5 protein-coding genes are annotated in these 5052 nt (G+C 46.5%); 3 read left to right on the top strand and 2 right to left on the bottom strand.

From position 1 onward, the window contains the following. Positions 1-770: 770 nt before the first annotated feature. The 3 genes from G7Y39_RS13010 (at position 771) to G7Y39_RS13000 (ending at position 3240) form a co-directional block, all read left to right on the top strand. On the top strand, positions 771-1145 hold the full coding sequence (locus G7Y39_RS13010) for a helix-turn-helix domain-containing protein (RefSeq protein ID WP_241160060.1): 375 nt from the start codon (positions 771-773) through the stop codon (positions 1143-1145). A 1-nt stretch (position 1146) separates the two neighbouring features. Continuing rightward, on the top strand, positions 1147-2265 hold the full coding sequence (locus tag G7Y39_RS13005; protein WP_165157869.1) for an AAA family ATPase: 1119 nt from the start codon (positions 1147-1149) through the stop codon (positions 2263-2265). An 87-nt stretch (positions 2266-2352) separates the two neighbouring features. Continuing rightward, on the top strand, positions 2353-3240 hold the full coding sequence (locus G7Y39_RS13000) for a toprim domain-containing protein (RefSeq protein WP_165157868.1): 888 nt from the start codon (positions 2353-2355) through the stop codon (positions 3238-3240). Positions 3241-3307: 67 nt separating this feature from the next. Here G7Y39_RS13000 and G7Y39_RS12995 read toward each other — a convergent pair whose 3' ends face one another. After that, positions 3308-4186, bottom strand: a complete 879-nt coding sequence (locus G7Y39_RS12995; RefSeq protein WP_165157867.1) for a nucleotidyl transferase AbiEii/AbiGii toxin family protein — start codon at positions 4184-4186, stop codon at positions 3308-3310. 2 nt (positions 4187-4188) lie between these two features. Next, complete coding sequence (locus G7Y39_RS12990; RefSeq protein WP_165157866.1) at positions 4189-4770, bottom strand: hypothetical protein; 582 nt, start codon at positions 4768-4770, stop codon at positions 4189-4191. Positions 4771-5052: the final 282 nt, after the last annotated feature.

The raw sequence follows: 5052 nt of genomic DNA, 5'->3' as shown, positions 1-5052 counted from the left end.
GCGGCACGGCACTCGAAACGGCATTTGTCCCAACATACTCCGGTTTTTATGGCCTGATACCATAAACGAAAAATGCAAATAACTGATAATCAGCTATGCCTTCCAACGGCGAATTGCCGTTTTAGGCATTCGTTTTCAGCCCTCATGCTGTCCCAGCATGCTCCGGTCTCTCCACGATTGCCGCCAAAATACCCGGCCAAAATCATTCTGTCATCTCTTTTGGCTGCAACTTTACGCACAAGCAACTCGACGCCCTTGCTGTGTGTGCCAATACATACGACTTGTTCAGTATGCCTGAGGTCACTGCGCAGGATATGGGAAACCTGTTCGCCTGCAAGCCGGGATTCCATATTAAGGTGAATAATCTTCGACGCATTACCATATTGTTCGATGCGCTGCTTGAAAACAATCTGGTGCAATGGAATTGGCAGAGCGTACTTTGGCACAGCAGGCTGCTAATAGTAAAGATGGGTAATAGTTTTGTCTCACAGACGAGTCTGTCTACAGCCCTGTCTGCATCGAGGAAATGCCCGACATCGGTTAACGAAAGCATACGCAGAGCAGTCGCAATATTGAGCAAATATTAGCGTCGGTCAAAAAAAGTAGCATCAAACGAAATCAAAAACCGTGAGAGTTGGCGTGATACGCGCCGGTTCTCACGGCCGCTTTGCCATCTCATTGCGGGTGACGGTATACCTTTGCTCACAGACGGTACGTGCCGAAAACGGAGGGACGCCTCCGAATGTTTAATTTCAATTGTGATAACAAAGATGAACAAAGACAAAAAAACGGCTTTGCAACGTTTGGATGAACGTATCTGCATCATAGAAAAAGCTATCAGGAAACTCGATCCAAGCAATCTTTTGGAGCGTGTCGCTGCGCTGGAGACGGGCGACGCAAGCAATATCACCTTTTCGGCAGATGCAGCTTGCAGGTATCTGAATATGAAAAAGAGTATGTTGTATAAACTGACATCGGCAAAGGAGATTCCCTATTACAAGCCGGAAGGGAAAAGAATATATTTCGTGCGAGCAGAATTAGACAAGTGGATGCAGCGCAATCCGTCGCCCACGGTCGACGAAATGATGCGCCGGTCGCAGGAGTATATGGCGAACAGGAAAAAGGTGCCCAATAATAAGCAGTAGTATGGATGACGATATAAGAACAGGCGGTACGCATAATGACCAAATTGAAGATGAACTTTTATGCGGCATCCTATCTACGGCGTTGATAAAGACTACCGACACCTATCAGACACCGCCGCAGATTATCTGGATTGACAGTTCTGCAATAGCCACACTGGGTAATTTCAGTGCCTCGACAGGAAAGGCGAAGTCGAAAAAAACATTCAACGTATCGGCTATCGTCGCTGCGGCATTAAAGAACGGAACGGTATTGAACTACCGTGCTTGTCTGCCTGAAGGCAAGCAGCGTATATTGTATGTAGATACGGAGCAGAGCCGCTTTCACTGTCATAATGTACTGGAGCGCATCTTGCGTCTTGCCAACCTGCCGACATCTTGCGACAGTGAAAATCTCGATTTCATCTGTCTGCGGGAATACAGCGCGGCAGTTCGTATGCAGGTCATCGACTATGCCCTGCGGCATAACGACGGCTACGGTCTTGTCATCATCGACGGTGTGCGCGACCTGATGCTTGACATCAACAACGCCGCAGAGTCGGTCGTCGTCATCAACAAGATGATGGAGTGGTCATCCCGATACAACCTGCATATCCATTGTGTATTGCATCTGAACAAGGGTGACAATAATGTTCGCGGCCATATCGGTACGGAGATGGGCAACAAGGCAGAGACGGTGCTTGTCGTAAGTAAAAGCACCGTTATGCCGCAGATAAGCGAGGTTCGGGCACTGCATATCCGTGAGAAAGAGTTTCAACCGTTTGCATTCTGCGTGAATAATGAAGGGCTGCCAGAATTGACAAAGGACTATGAACTCGACGAAAAGGATGCGAAACCGAAGCGGCGTCTCAACTATCGGGATTTGTCTATCGAACAGCATCGGTCAGCGCTGTCGCTTGCCTTTAATGACAAGCCCATACGAGGGTATGAGAATGTCGTGTCCGCATTGAGCAAAGCCTATGAAGCGACGGGGTTTAAGCGGGGTCGAAGCGTTTCCGCCAAGATGTTGCAGTACCTTATGAGCGAACTGAATCTCATCTCGAAAATGGACAATTTGTTCTATTACGATATAACCCCGACCGAGGCCCTTCTGTTCGACGACAATCAGGAAGCCGAAGGATAAAAAGTTCTTCACTTTACATTGGGTGGGTATATATGGTACTAAATTAAAGTAAAGCGATTCTCGAATGTAAATTGGAAGGAATGAACAATGACTATATCAGAAGCAAAAAGAATTCGAATCATTGATTATTTGCAGCAGCTTGGGCATAAGCCGCAGTATATAAAACACGGAGAATACTGGTATCTTTCGCCTCTGCGGCAAGAGAAAACACCGTCATTCTCGGTCAACGACCGGCTTAATGTGTGGTATGATTTCGGCGAAGCAGCGGGTGGCGATTTGGTGGAACTGGGCAAATATCTTTATCAGACTGAAAACATTAGCGAGATACTTTCGCACATCGAGGTACACGCCCGCAACCCTGCTGTGTCGAGGGTGTTCACGGCAGAGACAGATGCCCCTCCGGTGGAGCGTCTGATGAAAAAGGTTATGGTCGCTCCACTTCGACACAATGCGCTGCTCTCATACCTTCGCACACGACATATTGACACGGAAGTCGGACAGATGTTCTGCTGTGAAGTGCATTATGAATTGAGGCGGCGGCACTATTTCGGCATTGCTTTCGGTAATATGTCGGGCGGTTATGAAGTTCGCAATCCGTATTATAAAGGCTGCATTGAACGAAAGGATATAACATTGATCCGGCATCAGGCAAATCAGAGGCAACGTCATGTCTGCGTGTTCGAAGGATTTATGGATTTCCTCAGCTATCTGACAATGATGCGGCACGAGAACAATGAAATATGTATCGCATATCCTGCAGATCATATCGTAATGAACTCCATCAGCAACTTGGGAAAGACGCTAATGCAGTTGGACGAGTATAAGCATATCCATTGCTATCTTGACAATGACCTTGCCGGTCAGAAGACAGTCGAGACCATTGCGAGCCTGTATGAAGGCCGCGTAACCGATGAATCCTTGCGCTATTCCGAATACAAGGATTTGAATGACTGTATCCGCGACAAGAAGCGATAGTCATTGAGATTAACATATGTACAGTATTAAAGCCCTCCATGTGGAGGGCTTTGCTGTTTCGGACGGTCTATTCCGGACCAATTAGAGTGTTCCACACAGGACCTAACTTCTCTCTTATCAATGATATTACGGTATTAAAAGGCAGGTCCTCCCGATAGTTGATTTTCTTCAGAAAGCCAGCCCACATTCTCAACCTCATAGGGTCTTTTTCGAAATCCGGATTAAACAGCGGATGATTCGATGTGTAACCTGTTCCTCTGTTGGCAAAGACCTCCCGGATAGCTTCCGCAAGCAACCCCATATTGATGTTTCCTTTGGAAAGGATGCCGTATACATCGAAAAAGTCCTTCATTCTGCTATTTGATTCGGCGCGGTCAATCATCGTCTGAAACTTCTCTGCCACGACCGTTTCAAGTGAGTATGCTTCGATATTAACCGGCGGCAGGCCCTCTATCAATAGCGGGTAATCCAGTTCCACAGCCTCCGGGATAATGATGTCACCGAAACCAATATCCATAGAGACGGCTTGAGTGATAGTATCCATGTGGGCGGTAAGATGGATTCGCAGACCGTTGTACTCTCTTTCAAGAGAGATCTCCTCCAGTTCAATCTGCTCGTTGCCGCTGTCAAAGGTTACACCATCTTCCGGACATTCCATTCGACAAATGGCCTGAATCGCCTGCTTGATATTCGCCTTGTCACGGTCTATCCGGTCTCCCATAAAATCAATATCCAAGGTCGGTCTGGCCTTGAATCGTTCATGGGCATACATCAGTGCGCCGCCTTTCAGGTAGAAATTATCCTTATAGGCACTTATTGACAGACGATACAGGAACCGTTCATGAAGGAAGCGGGTAAGAACCTGCATATAGGTCAATCCTTCGTTCTGCTTTGTAATGTTCAGCAGTTTTGCTCTGTTTGAAGCAGCGTAATTCTTTACAGCCATAATTAAAGTCCAATTTCAAGATATTGCGACAGCGTCGTAGCGATTCTCATTTTTTTTGCATATGCGGTAAGTACGGCAATGTTTCGGCCTTTCCTTGAAAGATAGTTTTTTAGCACTTCCGCGCATACCTCCTTGCCTATTTTGTTTCGAAACTTGATAGCATCGCATACGGATTTCTCTATATCGTATATCCGCACCTTATATCCGGAGATCTCGACGTCGATTACTCCCATTTCATAGTATTTTTTCAGCCAGTAGCATAGCGTAACAGGCGGGAATGCCGGAACAACCACTTTTCGGTGCTTCTCTACAGCTATATAGAAAGCATCTGGTATTTGCGTGGAGAGACCATAATACGACCATGCGGAATAGAGGCACAGCACACCGCGCGGGACAATGCGCTCCACATCTATCATAGTATCTGCAAGAGCTGAATCCAGCGCGTATACTCCGTTTTTTAGCCTTACTACCTCGCCGCTTTCTATCGCTTTGTTAATGGCGTAATATCCGGTACCGTCTTTCAGTTCCCGTTTGGTGACCATCCCGCCAGCGGCTGATATATCTGTCACTACATCTTTTCTCATAACACGACAAAGATACGGCTTTTTTTGAAATTAGCCGTATGTTTTTATAAGAATTATGCAAAAAGCACGCGAAATTTCACCTCGAATCGAACGATTCATCAAAGAAGCCTTTGGTCTGCCTCGATAAAGAGGACTTTTAAGGCTGATTTTCAAAACAATAGTCCGTTAAAAATATAACTATCGGCTAAGCGGCATCAGCCACAAGGCCAAAGAGTTCATTGACAAGTTTAGCATTTAAAGTTCTGTTCGGTCGCAGACCGGACCTCGCTAAAAATCGTCTGA

It is taken from the genome of Parabacteroides sp. ZJ-118 (assembly GCF_011038785.1).
Taxonomy (GTDB): Bacteria; Bacteroidota; Bacteroidia; order Bacteroidales; family Tannerellaceae; genus Parabacteroides.
The sequence above is the reverse complement of the archived record's forward strand: the minus strand, read 5'-3'. Positions and strand labels throughout refer to the sequence as shown.